The organism is Mesorhizobium sp. LCM 4577 (assembly GCF_001854795.2).
Classification (GTDB): Bacteria; Pseudomonadota; Alphaproteobacteria; order Rhizobiales; family Rhizobiaceae; genus Mesorhizobium; species Mesorhizobium plurifarium.
Genome location: NZ_MDDU01000001.1, coordinates 827,610 through 848,303 on the forward strand (window position 1 = coordinate 827,610; position 20,694 = coordinate 848,303).

The 20,694-nt window shown below is 64.8% G+C and carries 19 protein-coding genes; 10 read left to right on the forward strand and 9 right to left on the reverse strand.

Going from position 1 to position 20,694, the window contains the following annotated elements:
• Positions 1-160 precede the first annotated feature (160 nt).
• The 4 genes from LCM4577_RS03935 to LCM4577_RS03950 all read left to right on the forward strand — a co-directional run bounded on the left by LCM4577_RS03935 (position 161) and on the right by LCM4577_RS03950 (position 3,017).
• Positions 161-442 (forward strand): DUF4242 domain-containing protein, encoded by a 282-nt coding sequence (locus tag LCM4577_RS03935; RefSeq protein ID WP_071069695.1) that lies wholly within the window; start codon positions 161-163, stop codon positions 440-442.
• A 16-nt stretch (positions 443-458) separates the two neighbouring features.
• On the forward strand, positions 459-974 hold the full coding sequence (locus LCM4577_RS03940; RefSeq protein ID WP_052458132.1) for a hypothetical protein: 516 nt from the start codon (positions 459-461) through the stop codon (positions 972-974).
• A 69-nt stretch (positions 975-1,043) separates the two neighbouring features.
• The gene (locus tag LCM4577_RS03945; protein WP_083354622.1) at positions 1,044-1,301 is read left to right on the forward strand and encodes a DUF1127 domain-containing protein; all 258 of its coding nucleotides are present in this window, start codon (positions 1,044-1,046) and stop codon (positions 1,299-1,301) included.
• Between the two features lie 123 nt (positions 1,302-1,424).
• Positions 1,425-3,017, forward strand: coding sequence for a peptide chain release factor 3 (locus LCM4577_RS03950; protein ID WP_040988589.1), 1,593 nt, complete (start codon positions 1,425-1,427; stop codon positions 3,015-3,017).
• An 84-nt stretch (positions 3,018-3,101) separates the two neighbouring features.
• Here LCM4577_RS03950 and LCM4577_RS03955 read toward each other — a convergent pair whose 3' ends face one another.
• On the reverse strand, positions 3,102-3,569 hold the full coding sequence (locus LCM4577_RS03955) for a VOC family protein (RefSeq protein ID WP_071069901.1): 468 nt from the start codon (positions 3,567-3,569) through the stop codon (positions 3,102-3,104).
• 272 nt (positions 3,570-3,841) lie between these two features.
• Between LCM4577_RS03955 and ilvD the strand changes: the two genes are divergently transcribed.
• Positions 3,842-5,686 carry a dihydroxy-acid dehydratase gene (ilvD, locus tag LCM4577_RS03960; protein ID WP_071069697.1) on the forward strand — a complete coding sequence of 615 codons (1,845 nt, stop codon included), beginning with the start codon at positions 3,842-3,844 and terminating at the stop codon, positions 5,684-5,686.
• 194 nt (positions 5,687-5,880) lie between these two features.
• Here the strand turns inward: ilvD and LCM4577_RS03965 are convergent, their stop codons facing one another.
• Positions 5,881-7,635 carry an ABC transporter ATP-binding protein gene (locus LCM4577_RS03965; RefSeq protein ID WP_071069902.1) on the reverse strand — a complete coding sequence of 585 codons (1,755 nt, stop codon included), beginning with the start codon at positions 7,633-7,635 and terminating at the stop codon, positions 5,881-5,883.
• Positions 7,636-7,811: 176 nt separating this feature from the next.
• Here LCM4577_RS03965 and LCM4577_RS03970 point away from each other — a divergent pair, with 176 nt between their 5' ends.
• From LCM4577_RS03970 to LCM4577_RS03980, 3 genes are all read left to right on the forward strand, one after another.
• On the forward strand, positions 7,812-9,092 hold the full coding sequence (locus LCM4577_RS03970) for an amidohydrolase family protein (RefSeq protein WP_071069699.1): 1,281 nt from the start codon (positions 7,812-7,814) through the stop codon (positions 9,090-9,092).
• Between the two features lie 154 nt (positions 9,093-9,246).
• Complete coding sequence (locus LCM4577_RS03975; RefSeq protein WP_071069700.1) at positions 9,247-10,170, forward strand: DMT family transporter; 924 nt, start codon at positions 9,247-9,249, stop codon at positions 10,168-10,170.
• A gap of 361 nt (positions 10,171-10,531) precedes the next feature.
• Positions 10,532-11,005 (forward strand): DUF805 domain-containing protein, encoded by a 474-nt coding sequence (locus tag LCM4577_RS03980; protein ID WP_071069703.1) that lies wholly within the window; start codon positions 10,532-10,534, stop codon positions 11,003-11,005.
• 10 nt (positions 11,006-11,015) lie between these two features.
• Here LCM4577_RS03980 and LCM4577_RS03985 read toward each other — a convergent pair whose 3' ends face one another.
• Positions 11,016-11,918 (reverse strand): phosphotransferase family protein, encoded by a 903-nt coding sequence (locus LCM4577_RS03985; protein WP_071069705.1) that lies wholly within the window; start codon positions 11,916-11,918, stop codon positions 11,016-11,018.
• Positions 11,919-12,015: 97 nt separating this feature from the next.
• Between LCM4577_RS03985 and LCM4577_RS03990 the strand changes: the two genes are divergently transcribed.
• Entirely contained in the window at positions 12,016-12,648 is a 633-nt protein-coding gene (locus tag LCM4577_RS03990; RefSeq protein WP_071069707.1) for a class I SAM-dependent methyltransferase, read from the forward strand.
• A gap of 15 nt (positions 12,649-12,663) precedes the next feature.
• Here LCM4577_RS03990 and LCM4577_RS03995 read toward each other — a convergent pair whose 3' ends face one another.
• Positions 12,664-15,117 (reverse strand): FAD-dependent oxidoreductase, encoded by a 2,454-nt coding sequence (locus LCM4577_RS03995; RefSeq protein WP_071036372.1) that lies wholly within the window; start codon positions 15,115-15,117, stop codon positions 12,664-12,666.
• Entirely contained in the window at positions 15,114-15,998 is an 885-nt protein-coding gene (locus LCM4577_RS04000; RefSeq protein WP_071069709.1) for a phosphotransferase family protein, read from the reverse strand. The genes LCM4577_RS03995 and LCM4577_RS04000 overlap by 4 nt, the downstream gene beginning before the upstream one ends.
• Before the next feature lie 386 nt (positions 15,999-16,384).
• On the opposite strand from LCM4577_RS04000, the gene LCM4577_RS04005 reads away from it, so the two are divergent.
• Positions 16,385-17,149 carry a DeoR/GlpR family DNA-binding transcription regulator gene (locus tag LCM4577_RS04005; RefSeq protein WP_041001411.1) on the forward strand — a complete coding sequence of 255 codons (765 nt, stop codon included), beginning with the start codon at positions 16,385-16,387 and terminating at the stop codon, positions 17,147-17,149.
• 20 nt (positions 17,150-17,169) lie between these two features.
• Here LCM4577_RS04005 and LCM4577_RS04010 read toward each other — a convergent pair whose 3' ends face one another.
• The 4 genes from LCM4577_RS04010 to LCM4577_RS04025 all read right to left on the reverse strand — a co-directional run bounded on the left by LCM4577_RS04010 (position 17,170) and on the right by LCM4577_RS04025 (position 20,598).
• The gene (locus tag LCM4577_RS04010) at positions 17,170-18,066 is read right to left on the reverse strand and encodes an NAD(P)/FAD-dependent oxidoreductase (protein WP_071069711.1); all 897 of its coding nucleotides are present in this window, start codon (positions 18,064-18,066) and stop codon (positions 17,170-17,172) included.
• On the reverse strand, positions 18,056-18,505 hold the full coding sequence (locus tag LCM4577_RS04015; RefSeq protein ID WP_071069713.1) for an Rrf2 family transcriptional regulator: 450 nt from the start codon (positions 18,503-18,505) through the stop codon (positions 18,056-18,058). The genes LCM4577_RS04010 and LCM4577_RS04015 overlap by 11 nt, the downstream gene beginning before the upstream one ends.
• 69 nt (positions 18,506-18,574) lie before the next feature.
• Positions 18,575-19,927, reverse strand: coding sequence for a HAMP domain-containing sensor histidine kinase (locus LCM4577_RS04020; protein ID WP_071069714.1), 1,353 nt, complete (start codon positions 19,925-19,927; stop codon positions 18,575-18,577).
• A complete protein-coding gene (locus tag LCM4577_RS04025; protein ID WP_041008202.1) occupies positions 19,924-20,598 on the reverse strand; it encodes a response regulator transcription factor in 675 nt (224 codons plus the stop codon). Before LCM4577_RS04025 ends, LCM4577_RS04020 begins: the two co-directional genes overlap by 4 nt.
• Positions 20,599-20,694: the final 96 nt, after the last annotated feature.

The following is a 20,694-nucleotide window of genomic DNA, read 5'->3' on the forward strand; positions in this document are numbered from 1 at the left end:
GATAAGGCCGGCGTAAGGACTGTCGGCCGCCTGTTCCGTAAATCTCCGTCTGCCTGGCGGGCCAAGCGAGAGTTTACCCCAGCCGCCCCAGGGATGTCACCGGCACCGATCTGATCGAGTGCCCGGCGGCATTTGAACCTCAGATCAAGGAGATTGCAAAATGYAGAAGTACATCATTGAGCGCGAAATTCCCAAGGTCGGCACCTTCGAGCGCGAGCAACTGCGCGACGCGTCCAAGGCCTCGAACGCCGTTCTGGCCGAGCTCGGCCCGGACATCCAGTGGGTCGAATCCTTCGTGACGGACGACAAGACGTTCTGCGTCTATCTCGCCAAGGACGAGGCGATCATCCAGCGCCATGCGAAGATGAGCGGCTTCCCGGCGACAAAGATCACGCAGGTCAAGCGCCTGTTCGATCCGACGACGGCTTACGCCGCCGCCTGAAGGGGAGGGATCGATCGTGACGCGCTTTGCGGAAATCGTCCTCGCCGTTGGCGCCTCGGCGCTGCTTTGCGGCACAGCGGTCGCGCATGACATGCCCGATCCGGTGCTCAACCGGTCCCGGGACATGGCGGCCAAATACCTCGACATCAAGGTCGCCAAGGCGGACGGCTACCAGCAGCTGTTCGAATGCACGACGCATGACGAGCACGGCACGATGGGCGTCCATTTCATCCATCCCGGCCGGGCCGGCGACGGCAAGCTGGTGCTCGGCGAGCCGGACGTGCTGACCTACGAGCCGGAGGCCGATGGCTCGATGCAACTCGTCGGCATGGAATACATCGTCTTCGAAAAGGACTGGAAGGGTAAAGGCATCCCCGAATTCCTCGGCCGCACCCTGCAGCGTAAGACGACGGTGGGTGTCCACCCGGTGGATCCGTACTACGAGCTCCACGTCTGGCACTGGCGGCACAATCCGGCCGGCATGTTCGCGGACTGGAACCCTTATGTGAGCTGCGAGCACGACCGGTCCTGACAGGCGTGACGGGCAGCATCCTCGGGAGGGCCGTGGCCCTCCCGATCTCTTCGTTTGGATAAAAGGAAAATGATCATGCCAACCCTTCGCATAGAAATGAAGCCTGTCGCCGGTCAGTCCGCTGACGGGCGTTTCTCGGCAACAGCCGTCGAAATATGCCACTCTGGCCTGCGCTTCGTGGCACGGATGGTTCGCATCCGCAGGGACCGCGCCTGGCTGAACGAGTTGCCCGACTATCTGTTGCGCGACATCGGTATCAAACGTTCGGAAATCTCGTCGGTCACCTGGCACGGCCGCAACACCGGTCGCGGCGGTCTGTGGATTTGAAGGCCAGGGTCTTTTGCCGACGGCGCTTTTGTCTGTCGCGCCAGTCGATCCGATCTGCCCGAAACTGTCGACATGCCGGGCTGGCGCTGCTAGAAGCCCGCGCCACAGACAGGATTCCAAAAATTGGCAGAAGACATCGAACAGGCGGTATCGCGCCGCCGCACCTTCGCGATCATCGCCCACCCCGACGCGGGCAAGACGACGCTCACCGAAAAGCTGCTTCTGTTCGGCGGCGCCATCCAGCTCGCCGGCGAGGTCAAGGCCAAGAAGGACCGCATCCAGACCCGGTCCGACTGGATGAAGATCGAGCGCGAGCGCGGCATCTCCGTCGTCACCTCGGTGATGACCTTCGAGTATGAAGGCAACGTCTTCAACCTGCTCGACACGCCCGGCCACGAGGATTTCGCCGACGACACTTACCGCACCCTGTCGGCGGTGGACTCGGCCGTCATGGTCATCGACGCCGCCAAGGGCATCGAGCCGCGCACGCTGAAGCTGTTCGAGGTCTGCCGGCTGCGCGACATCCCGATCATCACCTTCGTCAACAAGATGGACCGCGAGAGCCGCGACCCGTTCGAGATCCTGGACGAGATCGAGCAGAAGCTGGCGCTCGACACGGCGCCCGTCACCTGGCCGATCGGCCGCGGCAGGACGTTTTCCGGCACCTATCACCTGGCGCTCAACGCCGTGCGCAAGGGCGATGAGGAAAAGGAACGCACGCCCGTCAACGGCCCGGATTCCAACCGTGTCGCAGGGCTTTTGCCGGACAATGAGCGCGAAGCCTTCATCGAGGAGCTCGAACTGGCGCGCGAGGCCTGTCGGCCTCTCGATATCGACGCCTTCCGCGAAGGCCATCTGACGCCGGTCTATTTCGGCTCGGCGCTGCGCAATTACGGCGTGCGCGATCTGATCGAGGCGCTCGGCGCCTACGGTCCGCCGCCGCGCGCCCAGGAGGCCGATACCCGCACGGTGGAGGCGACGGAGGAGAAGATGACCTCCTTCGTCTTCAAGATCCAGGCCAACATGGACCCCAACCACCGCGACCGCATCGCCTTCGTGCGCGTCTGCTCGGGCACGCTGGAGCGCGGCATGAAGGCCAAGCTGGTGCGCACTGGCAAGCCGATGTCGCTCTCGGCGCCGCAATTCTTCTTCGCCCGCACCCGCGTCACCGCCGACGAGGCTTTCGCCGGCGACGTCGTCGGCATTCCCAATCACGGCACGCTGCGCATCGGCGACACGCTGACCGAAGGCGAGGAGATACTGTTCCGCGGCGTGCCGAACTTCGCCCCGGAAATCCTGCGCCGCGTGCGCCTCGGCGACGCCATGAAGGCCAAGAAGCTGAAGGAAGCGCTGCACCAGATGGCCGAGGAAGGCGTGGTGCAGCTGTTCTCGCCGGAAGACGGCTCGCCGGCCATTGTCGGCGTCGTCGGCGCGCTCCAGCTCGACGTTCTGAAGGAGCGGCTGAACATCGAATACACGCTGCCGGTGGATTTCGAGATGTCGCGCTTCTCGGTCTGCCGCTGGATCGCGGCCGACGACAAGGCGGAGGTGCAGCGCTTCATCGAAGCGCATCGCGGCGACATCGCCCGCGACCTCGACAACGATCCGGTCTTCCTCGCCCARCACGCCTTCTCGCTGAACTACGAAGCCGAGCGCTGGAAAGCGATCCGCTTCACTGCGGTGAAGGACTATCAGGTGCGCGACAAGGCGGCGTGATTTGGTGAATGGTGAATAGTGAATAGTGAGTAGTAGCGGGAAAGAGTGGGCTGCTAATCTTCACCATTCACCATTCCCTAATTCTCACCCCCTGGCCGCTTCCTCGATCTTGGCGATGTCGATCTTGCCCATCTGCATCATTGCCGACATCACCCGACCGGCCTTGGCCCTGTCCGGATCCATAAGCAGTCTTGGCAGCTGCTCCGGCACGACCTGCCACGAGACGCCGAACTTGTCCTTCAGCCAGCCGCATGGGCCGGGCTGGCCGCCTTCGCTGAGCCTCTCCCAGAAATGATCGACCTCTTCCTGCGTTTTGCAGTCGATCGACTGCGACATGGCTTCGGTGAAATTGAATTCCGGTCCACCATTGAGCGCCTGGAACGGCACCCCGTCGAGCTCGAACGTGGTCACCAGAACCTTGCCCTCATCCCGATGGCCCTTGGGCCAGCGCATCACGCTCAGCACCTTCGAATTCTTGAAGATGGATGTGTAATGGTTCATTGCTTCCTCGGCCTGGTCGTTGAACCATAGGCAAGTGGTGATCTTTTGCATGTCGCGCTCCTCGGGCTTCATGTTGGCTTTCCTTGTCAAACGGTTCGCCGGCGATTTCGTGCCATTTCGATGCCGTCTGCCTTAAGGACGCTGCAGCGAGACGCGATCCGACAGCGGCAGCAAAATTTTCTGAAGAGCTCAAATTTGCCGAAGCGTGCTGGTGCAGCGCAAAATTGTGGCAAGTCCGGACCATGGCCGCTATAACCGCTGCCGACTAAAATTCGAGCGCCGCCCGCCGCGCGTCGGCGCGGCCAGCCAGCAAGGACAACTCGATGCCCGCCTATCGTTCCCGCACCACCACCCATGGCCGCAACATGGCCGGCGCCCGCGGCCTGTGGCGCGCCACCGGCATGAAGGACTCGGATTTCGGCAAGCCGATCATTGCGGTGGTCAACTCCTTCACCCAGTTCGTGCCGGGCCACGTGCATCTGAAGGATCTCGGCCAGCTCGTCGCGCGCGAGATTGAGAAGGCCGGCGGCGTCGCCAAGGAGTTCAACACCATCGCAGTGGATGATGGCATCGCCATGGGTCACGACGGCATGCTCTATTCGCTGCCGTCGCGGGAGCTGATCGCCGATTCCGTCGAATACATGGTCAATGCGCATTGCGCCGACGCCATGGTCTGCATCTCCAATTGCGACAAGATCACCCCCGGCATGCTGATGGCCAGCTTACGCCTCAATATCCCGACCGTCTTCGTCTCCGGCGGGCCGATGGAGGCCGGCAAGGTGGTGCTGGCTGGCAAGGCGCAGGCGCTTGACCTGGTCGACGCCATGGTCGCCGCCGCCGACGACAAGATCTCCGACGAGGACGTCAAGGTCATCGAGCGTTCGGCCTGCCCGACCTGCGGCTCCTGCTCGGGCATGTTCACCGCCAATTCGATGAACTGCCTGACCGAGGCGCTCGGCCTGTCGCTGCCCGGCAACGGCTCGACCTTGGCCACCCATGCCGATCGCAAGCGCCTGTTCGTCGAGGCCGGCCACCTCGCCGTCGACCTCGCCCAGCGCTATTACGAGCAGGACGACGAAAGCGCACTGCCGCGCAGCATCGCCTCCAAGGGCGCTTTCGAGAACGCCATGGCGCTTGACATTGCCATGGGCGGCTCGACCAACACGGTGCTGCATATCCTTGCCGCCGCGCATGAGGGCGAGGTCGACTTCACCATGGAGGATATCGACCGGCTGTCGCGCAAGGTGCCGGTGCTCTGCAAGGTGGCGCCGGCCAAGTCCGACGTGCATATGGAAGACGTGCACCGCGCCGGCGGCATCATGGCGATCCTCGGCCAGCTCGACCAGGCTGGGCTGATCAACCGCGACCTGCCGACCGTGCATACCGCCACGCTCGGCGAAGCGCTCGACCATTGGGATATCGCCCGCACCTCGGCCGAGAATGTTCGCGAGTTCTTCCGCGCCGCCCCTGGCGGCGTGCCGACCCAGGTCGCCTTCAGCCAGGACCGCCGCTGGGACGAGCTCGACCTTGACCGCGAAAAAGGCGTCATCCGCTCGGCAAAGACGCCGTTCTCCAAGGATGGCGGCCTTGCCGTGCTGAAGGGCAATCTGGCGCTGGACGGCTGCATCGTGAAGACGGCCGGCGTCGATGAATCGATCCTGAAATTCACCGGCCCGGCCCGCGTCTTCGAGAGCCAGGATGCATCCGTCAAGGCGATCCTCGGCAACGAGATCAAGGCCGGCGACATCGTCGTCATCCGCTACGAGGGTCCGCGCGGCGGCCCCGGCATGCAGGAGATGCTCTACCCGACCAGCTATTTGAAGTCGAAGGGTCTCGGCAAAGCCTGCGCGCTGATCACCGACGGCCGCTTCTCTGGCGGCACGTCCGGCCTGTCGATCGGCCATGTCTCGCCGGAAGCCGCCGAGGGCGGCGCGATCGCCCTCGTCCAGGAAGGCGACACGATCGAGATCGACATCCCCAACCGCACCATCCGCCTCGCCATCAGCGATGCCGAGCTCGAGGCGCGCCGGGCGGCGATGAACGCCAAGGGCGCTGACGCCTGGAAGCCGGCCGAAAAGCGCAAGCGCAAGGTAACGACCGCGCTGCGCGCCTACGCCGCCTTCGCCACCAGCGCCGACAAGGGCGCTGTTAGGAAGGTGCCGGAGTAAGCTGGGCTCCCCCTTCTCCCCTTGTGGGAGAAGGTGTCGCCGAAGGCGACGGATGAGGGGTGTTCCAGCTTGGCGGCGCCGCTTATCCGGTCAGAATTCGCCAGCGTCTCACTCCGCTGGAACACCCCTCATCCGTCTCGGCGCTGCGCGCCGATCCACCTTCTCCCACAAGGGGAGAAGGAGAGGCGCCGGCGCTACGGCATCAGCTGATACTCATAAAGCTTCTGATAAAGCCCGCCCTGCTTGAGCAGCGCCTTGTGCGGGCCGCTTTCCAGCACCTTGCCCTTTTCCAGCACCACGATCGTGTCGGCCTGGTGCACCGTCGACAGCCGGTGCGCGATGACGATCGTCGTGCGCCCGGCGGTGAGCTGCTGCAGCGCGTCGCGGAACAGCGCTTCCGACTCGGCATCGAGCGCGCTGGTTGCCTCGTCGAGCAGCAGGATCTCGGCGTTGCGCAGCATGGCGCGCGCGATCGAGATGCGCTGGCGCTGGCCGCCGGAGAGCATCGAGCCGTTTTCGCCGACCTCCGTGTCGTAGCCCTTGGCCATCGCGCTGATGAACTCATGCGCGTTGGCGGCCTTGGCGGCGGCGACCACCTCCTCGTCGGTCGCGCCTTCGCGGCCGAGCCGGATGTTGTGCATGATGGTGCCGGCAAACAGGAACGTGTCCTGGCTGACATAGGCGATCTTCTGCCTGAGCGAATCCAGCGTCGCGAACGAGATGTCCTGGCCGTCGAACATCACCCTGCCGGTCTGCGGGTCGTACATGCGCATGATCAGGTTCAGGATCGTCGACTTGCCGCTGCCCGACGGCCCGACCAGCGCCGTCATCTTGCCGGCCGCGAGCGTCAGGTCGAACCCTTCGAACACCGGCGGGCTTTCCGGATAGGCGAAGCTCACATTGTCGAAGCGGATTTCGCCCGGACCTGGTTGCAGCGGCGTGGCGCCGGGTTTCTCGGCGAGCGTCAGCGGCCGGTCGGCGAGCTGGAACATCATGCGCACGCCGACGATGCCCGTCTCCAGCGAGATGCGCACGCGTGCCAGGCGCTTTGCCGGCTCATAGGCCAGCAGCAGCGCCGCGATGAAGGCCATGATGTTGCCCGGCATCTGGCCACCCTGCAGCACCAGCAGGCCGCTGACCAGCACGGCGCCGGCGATCGCCAGCCCCGCCAGCGTTTCCATGACCGGGCTTGTGGCGGCTTCCAGCGTCGCGATGTTGTTGGCGCGGGTTTCGACGTCCGACACCGCCTTGTGCATGCGCTTGCGCATCGCGGCTTCGAGATTGAAGGATTTGACGACGCGCACGCCGATCGCCGTCTCCTGCATCACATGCACGATCTGGCCGAGCGAGACGAATTCCATCGCCGCGATCTTGCGCACGCGTTTGAGGATGCGGTTGACGCCATAGATCGCCACAGGCCCGACGACAAAGCAGATCAGCGACAGCGCCGGCTGTTGCCAGACCATGACCCCGACCAGGACGATCAACGTCACCAGGTCGCGGACATAGGAGGTGACGACGAGGTCGAGCACGCTGCGCGCGGCCTGCGCGTTGTTGGTCATGCGGGCGATCAGGTCGGCCGATGAGGTCGAATGATAGAACTCGATGCCTTGCGCGAGGATGCGATCGTAGATCTTGCGCTGGCGGTCGGCGATGATGGCGTTGCCGACGCGGCTCATGAAATAGGCCTGGACGAAGCTGGCAAAACCCTTGAGCAGGAAGATCCCGGCGACCCCCGCCGCGATCAGGTTGACGCGGTCGAGCCGCTTGAAGACGACGAATTCGTTGGTGATCTCGCGCAGGATCCAGGCGCTGGCGCCGGTCATGGCGGCCACCACCAGCATCGACAGGATGGCCGCGCCATAGCCGAATTTATGCTCATGGAAGGATTCCCTCACCAGCCTGGCAATGAGGCGTTGGTTTTCCGTCGAACGGAAGAAGCGAAACAACGGCCGATCCTGTGTCTGGCTTGCAAAGAATTTCGGATTCGCCACGAGGGCGAGTGGCGGCTTATAGAGCGAGTTGCGGCGCGATGGAACCTTTCGGCTGAAGGCGAAAGAAAAGGCTGCGCCTGGCTGTCTTTCGGCCACGATGAATGCCGATTCTTGGGAAAGGATGACGACGGATGGATTTCGACCTCATCGTGCGCGGCGGCACGCTGCCGGACGGCAGGATTGCCGATATCGGCATTGCCGGCGAGACCATCCGGGCGGTCGAGCAGAAACTGCCGGGCTCCGCGCCGACCGAGATCGATGCGCGCGGCAACCTTGTCTCGCCTCCCTTCGTCGATCCGCATTTCCATATGGATGCGACGCTCTCCTACGGTATCCCGCGCATCAACGCTTCCGGAACGCTGCTCGAAGGCATCGCGCTCTGGGGTGAGTTGAAGCCGCTGCTGACGCATGAAGCCGTGCGCGAGCGCGCGCTCGCCTATTGCGACTGGGCCGTCTCGATGGGCCTGCTCGCCATCCGCACGCATGTCGATGTCTGCGACGACCGGCTGCTCGCGGTGGAAGCGCTGCTCGATGTGAAGAAGGCCGTCGCGCCCTATATCGACCTGCAGCTGGTCGCGTTTCCGCAGGACGGCCTCTACCGCTCGCCGACCGCGCGTGAAAACACCATTCGTGCGCTCGACATGGGCGTCGACATCGTCGGCGGCATCCCGCATTTCGAGCGCACCATGGCCGACGGCACGCGCTCGGTCACGGAGCTTTGCGAGATCGCGGCCAAACGCGGCCTGATGGTCGACATGCATTGTGACGAGACCGACGATCCGCTATCGCGCCATATCGAGCAACTGGCCTATGAAACGCAGCGTCTCGGCCTGCAGGGCAGGGTGGCCGGCTCGCACCTCACCTCCATGCATTCGATGGACAATTACTACGTCTCGAAGCTCCTGCCGCTGATCGCCGAGGCCGGCGTCTCGGCAATCCCCAACCCGCTGATCAACATCATGCTGCAAGGGCGCCACGACACCTTCCCGAAGCGGCGCGGCCTGACCCGGGTCAAGGAGATGCTGGCGCTCGGCATCCGCGTCGGCTGGGGCCAGGATTGCGTGCTCGACCCCTGGTATTCGCTGGGCACCGCCGACATGCTCGACGTCGCCTTCATGGGCTTGCATGTGGCACAGATGTCGAGCCCGGCCGACATGGCGCGCTGCTTCGACATGGTCACCAACGTCAACGCCGCCATCATGGGGCTCGATCATCTCGGCCTCGCCGTCGGCAAGCGCGCCAGCCTCGTCGTGCTTGATGCCGGCAATCCGATCGAGGCCGTGCGCCTGCGTCCCGAACGCCTCTGCGTCATCGCCAGGGGCAAGGTGGTGGCTGAGCGGACGAAGCAGGAAACCCGGCTGTCGATCGCCGGCCGGCCGGCGCAGGTGAATAGGCGGCATAAGACGTCGTAGGTCTCCGCACAGCGATCTGCTTGGTCTGGGGCAAAGCATCACGAACGGTTCGCGATTGGCCGGAACGCTCGTGGCGTTTCGGCCAACCCCGGTTCCCGGCGCTGGTCTTACGGATTTCCCTCGTCAAACCGGCCGCTTGCGGCTAGGGAGCGGCATGGCCCAGACCATCGCCCGCAATTTCACGATCAGGAACATGTTGCTCGCCGGCATCCTGTTGATGCTGGCCGGCGACTTCATGTTCGCGCTGAACGACGCGATGGGCAAATGGCTGGTCGCTTCCTTCTCGGTCGGACAAGTGGTGCTGATCCGCTCGATCGGCGCCTTCATCGTGCTCGGCCCGATGATCGCCAACCAGGGCACCGGCAAGCTGTTCCACATGGACCGGCCGCTTTTGCAGTTCCTGCGCGTCGTGGCCACCACCACCGACACCGGGCTCTTCTACGCCGCGGTCGTCTACCTGCCGCTGGCCGACGTGATGAGCTTCTACATGGCCGGGCCGATCTATGTCGCGGCGCTGTCGCACCTTTTGCTTGGCGAAAAGGTCGGCTGGCGGCGCTGGCTGGCGATCCTGGTCGGCTTCTGCGGCGTGCTGATCATCCTGAAGCCGTCCACCGCGGCTTTCTCCATGTCCTCCGGCTTCGCGCTGGTGGGCAGCCTCGCCTTCGGCTTCGCCATCATCCTCGGCCGCCTTCTGCGCGGCACCAGCGACACGACCTTGGTCACCTGGCAGACGATCGGCACGCTGATCGTCGGCGGCGCGCTCACCATCGGCGCCTGGCGCACGCCCTCGGCGCTCGATTTCGGCGCCATGCTGTTGCTCGGCGTCGTCTCTTGCGCCGCGCATCTGATGATCACGAGGGCGCTGAAGCTGGCGCCGGCTTCGGCGCTGGCGCCGCTGCATTACACGCTGCTCCTATGGGCTGTGGTCTTCGGCCTCGTGTTCTTCGGCGATGTCCCGGGGTCCCGCATATTGATCGGCTCGGCGATCGTCGTGCTTGCCGGCATGTTCATCTTCCACCGCCAGAAGGTAGTGGAAACCGAGGTGCCGCCCGAGAACGTGCCCAAGGGCGTGAACTAGCTTCTTAGCACAGAAATTTTGACCGGTCGGCTATGCGTGCGTTGGCATATCCATGCTTTGGCGATTGGCCGAGACGCCTATAGGGTCGTCATCCACGGGCTTCGCTCCTTGCTCCGCCCTGGAATGACGAGGTTCGGGAGCCTTCGGCTCATCGCCGGCGTTTGCGCTGACTACCCCAAACGGACGTTGATAGCCTTGCCCGACAAGCTTGCAATTCAAAATCACTGTGTTGAGAAACCACGGCAACTTCACGAAAGTTTTCTGCGGTGCAAATCGCCATCCGGATGCAATCTGTGATTGATTCCGGCAGGGCCGGCAGGATATCTATAGCCTGGAAAATTGCGCTATTTGGGGGGAAATCATGGGCAGTTTCTCGATATGGCATTGGCTTATAGTTCTGATCATTATCGGCTTGCCATTGCTGTTTGTCTTGAGGGCGCCGCCAGCCGGCGCCAATCGTTTCGGGGACACGCCTCCTTCGATGAACTTCGGTGAAGCGATTGCAAGCTTTTTCCGAAATTACGTGGACTTTTCCGGCAGGGCCAGTCGCTCGGAATTCTGGTATTCCTACCTCTTCATTATCATCGTTGCCGTTCTTATGGGTATAGTCGATATCTTTGTGGGAAACGAAGCCGTCTCGTCGCTTTGGAATCTTGCCGTCCTTCTGCCGACACTTGCCATGACCGCGCGCCGGCTGCATGACATCAACAGAAGCGGCTGGCATCAGCTGCTTGCGGGATTGTTCCCCATCGGCACCATCGCACTGCTCGTCTGGTATTGCAGAAAGTCCGACGAAACAGGGTCGTTGAACGAGATCCAGAGGGTTTTCAGGTAGAGCGCCGGCTCTAGCCCAGGCGCACTGCCGCCAGGTGGCGTGAGAATTCAGTTCTCTCCATCAGCGCCTTGCAGCGGGCGAAGCGGCCGTCGGCATAGGCGCGGAAATCGTCGGCGGGATTGTCGTTGGCGAGCTGGATCAGTCCCCACAGCGTCCAGAGCAGGTCGCACATCGCCTTGTAGATGACGACGCGGCCGCGCTCGGCCGGCCGCGCCTCGCCACCGAAATAGGCGCGCATCAATTCCTCGTCCTGAGCGGTATCGAACCTGCCCTCGACCGAGAGGTCGCCGAGGTCCCACAGCGGATCGTTCATGCCGGAATATTCCCAGTCGACGATCCACATGCGATCGCCCGTATCGAGGAAGTTCTCGCACAGCGGATCGCAATGGCAGGCGGCGAGCGGGATCGGATGGGCGGCGAGCGCGTCCCGCACGCTGTCCGCCTCGCGCACCACGTCGTGATAGCCCGAAGGCAGTGCGACATCCTTTGTCGACAGGACCTTGAGATAGTCGTCGATCATGGCAAACAGCTCGAAGCGGAAGGAAAAGGCGGCGCCCGATGAATGCAGCTTGCGGAAGGCCTGGCCCGCCCGCGCGGGGCTGCCCGGCCGCGTCTTGAATTTCTCGGGCGACATCGTCTCCGCGCCGGCGATGAGGCGCGTCGCCATCAGGCCGGATGCGGGATCAAAATAGAGCACCTCGGGGCTGACGCCGGCTTTGGCCGCCTCGCGCGCCGCTACTGCCTCGTTGGCGCGGTTGATATATTCTTCTGTACCCTTGCCGGGGATGCGCAGGCAGACCTCGCCGACCCTGTAGACACGGTTGGTAAGGCCGCCCAGCCGCTCCAGCGGACCCTCGTACCCGGCAAGCGCCGGAATGGCGGCCAGCGCCGCGCGCGCCTCGTCCATCCTCATCCCCCTTTACCATCACGCCATGTTTTATGGCGGAACGGTTCCACAGTTTTTGCCGCTTGGCTACCATGGCGGACGCGAATCGACGGCGGGAGCGGCAATGGCGGACGGCAAGCACAACGGCTCACTAAGCGCGGCCTATGCCGCGACCCGGCCGGACGAGGTCGCCGCGGTCTATGACGGTTGGGCCGAGACCTACGATGCCGACATGTCGGCCGCCGGCTATCGCCATCCGACGATCTGCCTGGCGCTGCTGGCCCGCCACCTGCCGCGCGGCGCCGAACCCTTGCTCGACGCCGGTGCCGGCACCGGCCTGATCGGCGAGTGGCTCGCCATCACCGGCTATCCAAGGGTCGAGGCGCTCGACATCTCCCAAGGCATGCTGGACAAGGCCGGCGCCAAGGGCGTCTACACGGCGCTGCACCGCCTGGCGATGGGCGATGTTCTGCCCTTCGCCGACGGCGCCTATGCCGGCATCATCTCTGCGGGCGTCTTCACCTCGGGCCATGTCGGGGTCGAGGGCCTAGACGAGTTGATCCGCATCTGCCGGCCGGGCGGCGTCATCGTGCTGACGGTGAAGAACACACTGTGGGATGCCGGTTTCGCGGAGCGGATCGCCGAGCTGGAAGCACGCGGCGCGGTAAGCCGCCTCGAGGAGACGCGACCTTATGCCTCGATGCCCGGCGAGGGCGACACCGTGCCGAGCCGTTGCCTGGCGCTGCGCGTCAGCTGACCCGCGCTGCGCGGATCAGGCCTTTGTCTTCGCGCCGGCCGGGTCGTACAGCGCCTCGAGATGGATCTTGGCCGGCGTGCGTTCCATCGCCACCACCAGCTCGTAGTCGCCAGAGGCGAGGAAGTCGTCCCTGACGCCGTCGGCATCGCGCACATAGCCGTAGCCGATGTTCTTCTCCACCGTATAGCCGTAGCCGCCGCTGGTAAGATAGCCGACCGGCTCGCCATTGCGCAGGATCGTCTCGCGCCCGACCAGCACGACCTCCGGGTCGTCCACCGTGAAGCCGGCAAAGCGTTTCGTCGGCGCCTTGCCGGCCGCTTTCTCCAGCGCTCTCCGCCCGACGAAGTCGATGTTCTTGCGAAGCTTCACCGCCCAGCCGAGCCCCGCTTCCAGCGGCGTGTCGTTCGGCGTGATGTCGGAGCCCCAGGCGCGATAGCCCTTTTCCAGCCTGAGCGACTCCAGCGCCCGGTAGCCGACCGGGCGAATGCCATGCGGCTTGCCGGCCGCCATCAGCGCATCGAAAACCTCGCCGGTGGCGGCGATCGGCACATGCAGCTCCCAGCCGAGCTCGCCGACATAGGTGACGCGCAACGCCTTCACGCTATGGCCCGCAATTTCGATTTCGCGCGCATGGCCGAAGGGGAAGGCGGCGTTCGAGATGTCGGCATCCGTCACCGCCGACACCACGTCGCGGGCGCGCGGGCCCATCAGCGACAGCGTGCCGTACTCTTCCGTGACATCCTTCAGTCTGGCGTTGAGGCCGGAGCCGATATGGTCGCTGATCCAGGACAGGTCATGCGTGCGGAAGCCGGTGCCGGTGACGATGTAGAACCGGTCCTCGCCGAGYCGCGACACGGTGAGGTCGGCCTCGATGCCGCCGCGCGTGTTGAGCAACTGCGTGTAGGTGAGCCGTCCGGCCGGCTTGTTGACATCGTTGGCGCAGATCCAGTCGAGCGCCTTCAGAGCGTCGGCGCCGGTCAGCTCGTATTTGGCGAAGGAGGACTGGTCGAAGATGCCGACCTTCTCACGCACATGACGGTGTTCGTCACCGACTGGCCCGAACCAGTTCTGCCGGCCCATCGAATAGACGTCCTCGGCGGCTACGCCATCCGGCGCGAACCAGTTCGGCCGTTCCCAGCCGAGCTTGGAGCCGAACACGGCGCGATGCGTCTTCAGCCGCTCATAGAGCGGCGAGACGATGCGCGGCCGTCCCGATAGATATTCCTCATGCGGGAAGCCGATCGTGTAATGCTTGCCATAGGCTTCCAGCGTGCGGTCGCGGACCCAGTCGCGGTCGCGATGCAGGCTGGAGAAGCGCCTGATGTCGACCACCCACAGGTCGAGCGGCGCCTCGCCGTCGACCACCCATTGCGCCAGCACCCAGCCGGCGCCGCCGCCCGAGGCGATGCCGAAGGCGTTGAAGCCGGCGCCGACGAACATATTGGAACATTCGGGCGCCACGCCGAGGATGAAATTGCCGTCCGGCGTGAAGCTTTCGGGGCCGTTGATCATCTGCTTGACGCCGGCGGTCTGCAGAGCCGGAACACGCGCGATCGCCTGGCTCATATGCTGTTCGAAATGATCGTAGTCGTCGTCGAACAGGCGGAATTCCCAGTCGTTGGGAACGTCGCCGCCGGGAAGCCCGGTTGCCCAGGCCTGCGGGTTGGGCTCATAGCCGCCCATCACCAGCCCGCCGACCTCTTCCTTGAAATAGATGCGGCGGTCGGGGTCGCGGATCGTAGGCGCGTCGTTGGCGAGCCCATCGATCTTCTCGGTGATGATGTACTGATGCTTGACCGGCTGCAGCGGCACGTTGATGCCGGCCATCGCGCCGACCTGCCTTGCCCACTGCCCGGCGCAGTTCACCACCTTGTCGCAAGCGATGTCGCCTTTTGAGGTCTTCACCGCGGCGATGCGGCCGTCCTTCATCGTGAAGCCGGTGACGCGCACGTCCTCGAACAATTTAGCGCCATGCATGCGCGCGCCTTTGGCGAGCGACTGGGCGATGTCGGACGGGCTTGCCTGGCCGTCGGTCGGCAGCCACGAGGCGCCGACTAGGTCGCCGGTCTCCATCAGCGGCCACATGCGCTTCACTTCCGCCGGCGACAGAAGCTGCATGTCCATGCCGAAGCTTTTGGCCGTGGTCGCCAGCCGCTTGAACTCGGTCCAGCGGTCGGCGTTGGTTGCCAGCCGCAGGCACCCGGTCATCTTCCAGCCGGTCGCCAGGCCGGTCTCGGCCTCGAGGCCCTTGTAGAGCTCGACCGAATATTTGAGCACCCGCGTGATCGAGGCCGACGAGCGCAACTGCCCGACCAGGCCGGCGGCGTGCCAGGTCGAGCCCGAGGTCAGCTTGCCCTGCTCGAGCAGAACGACGTCGGCCTTGTGGTCGCGCGCCAGATGATAGGCGGTGGAGCAGCCGATGATGCCGCCGCCGATGACGACGATCTCGGCATGGCTGGGCAAGGTCATGGCTTGGTCCCGTATTTCGTCCGGTAGTTCTCCAGCGCCGCGTCGAGCCGGACGAGGTTTTCCTCGGTATAGGCGACATAGTCGATGCCGGGCGCGTCGAGATAAAGCTCGGAGACCATGCTCCACATCGCTTCGCGCAGCAGCGAGGCGCATTGCATGGCGGCATGCGAGCGGCGGATTTCGCTATCCGGCTCCTTCATGAAATAGGCGGTCAGGAAGGCGAAGGATTCGTCATCGCTCAGGCCGGCATTGGAGGCGGCGCCGGCAAGATCGAACATCGCCGTGTTGAAGCCGGCATATTCGAAATCGATCAGCCACAGCCGCCTGCCATCGTCGAGGATATTGGCCGGCAAAAGATCGTTGTGGCCGAAGACGATCGGCAACAGCTTCTGTGCCCGCTCGAGCTCGTCGGCGAGCGAAAGATAGCGCGGCAACTGATCCTTCTTGCGGCTGCCGCCTTCGTCCAGCGTGCGCGCATAGTCGCGGATGACGTGGAACACCCAGAACATGAAGCCGGCGCCGGAGACGTGGTTCGGCATCTCGCGATGGAACGCGCGCAGCAGCCCGGCGACACGGTCGAGATTAGCTCGCACGTCTTCGGCGAGGAAGGTCTTGGCGCCGAGGAATTCCGTCACCAGGATGCCGGGCTCGGCATAGTGCACGGCCGGCGCGAAGCCCGCCGCATGCGCCGCCCGCGCCGTCATCACCTCGCGCTCGCGAAAGACGTGGTGGAACGGGAAGTCCTGGCCGAAGCGCACGACATGCCGCCCGGCCGCATCGGTGACGACAAAATTGGCGTTGCTGAGGCCACCCGGCAGCGGCTCGATCTCGATGCTGCCGTTCCAGCACGGCAGGGCGCGGATGCGGTCTTCGGCACTCACGGCTTCGCTCCGGCCTCAGCCGGTCCCGCGGAAAATGACGATGGGACAAAACAAAAAAGCCTCGTCGGTGCGAGACGCCAGGATCGGTATCCCGCACCGCACCGACGAGCCCCTTGGCCAGGCATGGTATCCCGGCATCCGCCCCCGCGGATTCGATAAAAGCTCGCGCCCGGCTGGTTCCAGGCGATCTGGTCACTAGGCTGCGGCTCTGCCATCACCCTCCCGTGGCAGTTCCGAACCTGTCACGGGGGCAGTGTCATGCCGGCGTGGCAGAGCTGTCAATCAAAAGCTGTGACCTTTTTTGGGTGTTTTGCCCGAAAATATAAGCGACTCCTTTCAAAGCGTTGCCAAAACCTTAAATTCGGTCAAAATTTCCGGACATCCATATGATCCATTCGAAACGGCATGGCGAAATCCTGCGGCTTCTCAGCGAGGAGGGCACGATCAGCATTGCCAGCCTCGCCGAACGTCTCGGCGTCTCGCTGGAAACGGTGCGGCGCGACGTCAGGCCGCTCGCCGATGACGGGTCGGTGCTGAAGATGCATGGCGCCGTCGGCCTTGCCTCGATGGTGGGCGAGGCGCCGTTCGAGCGGCGCATGCGCGAGAATGCGGAAGCCAAGCGGCTGATCGCCAGGATGGTCGCGGCCACGATCCGTGACGGCGAGGCGATCATGCTCGATACCGGCACGACCACATCCTTCCTGGCGCGAGAGCTGCTCGGCCATCGCCGGCTGACGGTGGTCACCAATTCCTCCGACATTGCCCGCACGCTGGCGACGGTGAACGGCAACAAGGTCTATATGGCGGGAGGCGAGCTGCGCAGCGATTCGGGTGCTGCTTTCGGCATTTCGGCGATCGAGTTCGTCAGCCGCTTTTCGGTCGATCATGCGGTGATCTCGATCGGCGCGGTCGATGCCGCTGCCGGCCTGACCGACTACGAGCTGGAGGAGGCGGAGTTCGCCCGCATGGTGCTGTCGCGTGGCCAGCGCTCGCTGGTCGTCACCGACCATACCAAGTTCGGCCGTCAGGGGCTGGTCAGGGTCTGCGGCTTCGACGGCTTTTCCGAGCTCGCCACCGACCAGCCGCCGCCGCCCGACATCGCCGCCGCGCTGACCCATGCCGGGGCGCGCCTGACCATTGCGGCGGCCTGACGTCAGCCAAGGAAATAAGGCTAACCGAACACCAGCGACTGATGTGCCGCAACTCCGGCCATCGCGCCACCGGACACCGCGAAGGCGATGTTGTGCATCATCCGCGCCGCGTCTCCGGCCGCGAACACGCCGGGCACCGATGTCTGCTGCTTGTCGTCCACGACGATCGCCCGGCCAAGCGGGCCTTCGTTGAAGGCGCAGCCCAGCTGCTCGGCCAGCGGACTTGCCATTTCGTTGCGCGGCGCGGTGAACAGCGCCCGCACGCTTGCGCTGCGGTTTCCATCGAGCCTGACGACCAGGCCGCCGGAGCCGTCGTCCCGCACCTCGCTCACCTTCTCCGGCTCGAAGCGGATGTTGCGCTTCTCCAAGACCCGCGCCTGGTCCGCGTCCGGCTCGAACAAGCCGTCGGCGAACAGCGTGACGTCGCCCCAGTCGGAGATCAGCTCGGCCTGGTGCAGCGACATCGGTCCGGTGGCCAGCACGCCGAGCGGCCCGCCGGCCACCTCGTAACCGTGGCAATAGGGGCAATGCAGCACCGTCTTGCCCCACTGCCCGGCAAGTCCGGGAACGTCCGGCAGGATGTCCCGGACGCCGGTGGCGAGCACCAGCCGCGTCGCGCCGAAACCCTCGCCATTGTCCATCTCGACCTCGAAGCCGGTACCGGCGATGGCGGCCCGCCTGGCGCGGCCCTCGATCATCGTGACAGCCGGATAGGCAAGCAGCTGTGCCCTGGCCTCGCCCAGTATGTCCGCCGGCGCCCGTCCGTCCTGGCCGAAGAAGCCATGCGAGTGCTCGGCAAAGCGATTTCGCGGCTGGCCGGCGTCGATCACCAGCACCTTGCGTCGGCCCCGCGCCGCATACATGGCGGCGGAGAGCCCGGCAAAGCTGCCGCCCACGACGATGACATCATAATGCATGGCTGGATACTCCAATCAGGTCATAACGGCGGCGGAAATCGGCCGTCAGGTCGGCCAGCGTGATATGGCTGAGCCGCTCGGCGAGCAGCCTTTCCGCCTCGAGGCGGAAATCGTCGAGCACGGCGATCACCGCCTGCTCGACCAGGCATCCGGGGCTTTCCGGTTCGGTGCTGAACGGCAACAGCGTCTCGCCAAGCGCGGCGCTGATCTCGGCCAGCGAAATCCTGTCCGGCGCGCGGCCGAGCTGCCAGCCGCCGCCATGGCCGCGCGACGAAGTGACGATGCCCGCCTCCCGCAGCCCGGCGATGGTGCGGCGCACCACTACCGGATTGGTGTGGATGAAGCCGGCTAGCTCTTCGGACGTCAGCGCCCGGTCAGGCGCCTCGGCCATATGGACGAGAATGTGCAGGGTCGAGGACAGTCGGCTATTGCGTTTCATGTAACTTAGTTAGTTACGAATCATGCCGATGTCAAACCGGCCGGACTGCTGCGACGGCAAGCCTGTGCATCAGCTCGGGAAAATCATCCGGAAGCAGGCTCCGCCCTGCTTGCCGTCGAGCACCTCGACCTTGCCGCCATGCAGTTGCATCAGGTCGCGGACGAGGTTGAGGCCGAGGCCGGCGCCATGATCCTGCGGGTGCAGGCGGTAGAAGGGCTCGAATATCCGCTCGCGTTCGGATGCCGGCACGCCGTCGCCTTCGTCCTGCACCTCGATCACCGCGGGCGGGCGGACGCTGATGGTGATGCGACCGGCCTTGCCGCCATGGTCGATCGCGTTCTGGATGAGATTGGTCACGGCGCGCTCGATCGCCGTGCGGTCGCCGCGCACGACAAGCTTTTCCTTGGCCGGCTCGAACGCCATCTCGTAGCCGACGGCGAAGGCCAACGGCGCCAGGTCGACCACGACGTTTCGGGCAAGAAGGACCAGGTCGACCGGCCCGAAATGCTCGGCCTGGCGATCGAGCCGCTGCAGGTCGAGCAACTGGTCGGCGAGTGTCGACAGCCGCGCTGCGTCCTGCAGGAGCCTGGCGCGCTCGGGTGTCGCCGGCAGCGCGGCGAGCCGCGTGTTGAGGATGGCGACCGGCGTTCTGAGCTCATGCGCGGCGTCGGTCAGGAAGCGCTTGTGCCGCGCATAACCGGCATCGAGGCGCGATAGGGCGGCGTTGACCGCGTCGACCAGCGGCGTGACTTCCTTCGGCACGCCGTCCAGCGGCAGTTGCACGCCGCGCTTGTCGATCTCGATCTGCTCCGCCGCGCGCGCCGCGTTGCCGAGGCCGGAAAGCGCGCCGCGCACCACCCAGGGCGTCGCGAACAGCGTCGCCAGCGCCATCAGCCCGGCCAGCGGCAAAATCCCTTGCAGGAAGAGTTCCGGCGCCTGCCCGAGAACGCGCAGCAACGAAAGCTCGCCCTTGGTGCCGCTCATGATCTGGATATTGCCGGCCGCCGTGTCGGTCCAGCGGATCTTGCCGCCCGGCGGCGCCGCTTCGCCGATGGCAAGGTCGATGCGGGCATCGCTGATGTTGTCCAGCAATCCGACGAACGGCTGGTAGGCAACCGGCACGGTGCCTTCTTGAAGCCGGTGCCCGTCCTTGTCGCGTATGATGAACCAGAGGTCCGGGACATCCGACCGCAACTTGGTCAGATCGGAATTTTCCTTCAGCACCAGCGCCCCGTTGGCGTCGCGGACCACCGCATCCGCCAGCACGTCCATCGTGCCGTCCTCATAATCGTGCGGAATGATGCCGGTGGCGAGCATTGCGCCGATGATGCCGGCGATGATGAGCGTCAGCATCACGCATTGCAGGATGGCGATGCGCAGCACCAGGCTCCATTTCAGCGAACGCGGCCGGCGAAGGTTCATGTGGTCTCGCGCAGCAGGTAGCCGACACCGCGTATGCCGTTGATGACGACCCCGCCATCGGCTTCGCTGAGCTTGCGGCGCAGCCGCGAGACATGGGTATCGAGCGCGTTGGACTGGATCTCGTCGTCCAGCCCGAACACGGCCTCCATCAGGGCCTCGCGCTGCACCATGCGCCCCGTTCGCCGCATCAGCGCTTCCAGCACCAGCAGTTCGCGGCGCGGCAAGGCGAGGGGCTCGCCGCGGATCGAGGCCTCGCGGTGGCCGACATCGAGCGAAAGATGGCCGGCGCGGATCGTTTGCGTCTCGATCGCCGCCGGGCGCCTCAGCAATGCCCTCAGCCGGGCCAGCAACTCCTCGAAGGCGAAAGGCTTGGCCAGATAGTCGTCGGCGCCCATGTCGAGCCCGTCGACCTTGTCGGCGGTGTCGCCCCGGGCCGTCAGCATCAGCACCGGCGTCGTGTTTCTGGCGGCGCGAAGCTTCGGCACCAGCGTCAGCCCGTCGCCGTCCGGCAACTGCCGGTCGAGCAGGATCGCGTCATAGCCGTCGACGGCGACGAACCCTTCCGCTTCCAGCAGCGAGCCGGCATGGTCGACCACCATGTCGTGCCGCCTCAGCGCCGCCCGCAGCGCCGAAACCATTTCCGGCTCGTCCTCGACCAGCAGGATACGCATTCAAAGACCTCTTGCAGTCCCATCTCTTACAATTCTTGCCTGGCCGGCTACCGCGCCAAGATTGCATAAACATGGCGCCAGTTCTTGCCGCCGGTG